The sequence below is a fragment of the Treponema sp. R6D11 genome, from assembly GCF_054786075.1.
Map to the genome: position 1 here is coordinate 1 of NZ_BDHD01001158.1, position 373 is coordinate 373.

General features: G+C 29.5%; 1 protein-coding gene. It reads right to left on the reverse strand.

The annotated features are described in order from the left end of the window. The coding region (locus tag ACYVTD_RS17915) for a cation-transporting P-type ATPase (RefSeq protein WP_461248965.1) at window positions 1–161 on the reverse strand (161 nt) is incomplete at its 3' end. Window positions 162–373 lie beyond the last annotated feature (212 nt).

Below are 373 nucleotides of genomic sequence, written 5' to 3' on the forward strand. Positions count from 1 at the left end.
GCCATCGCGATCAATAATATGTATATCATCGGCTCGGTTAGCTGAGCTAAAAACATCTGCACATACGTCTTCGGCTTTTTCTCCCGCAACCCGTTCCTGCCATTCGCCGGTGAAAGGTCTTGCGCACCGTTTTTTGTTAGTTCTTTTGTATTATCCAACACTTTTTCCTATTCGTTTTTTTTGAGTAAAATATTTCAAAAAGGTATGCAAAAAGCAAGCTTTGTCTAAATTTTTTATAATAAAAAAAAAAAAATATCTTTCTTATTTTATATTTTATTACTACAAACAATTGAAGGCGCTGGGATAATAAATACTGATAATTAAAACAATACAATAAAGAAAAAAAAAAAAAAAAAATATTTAATAATATAAA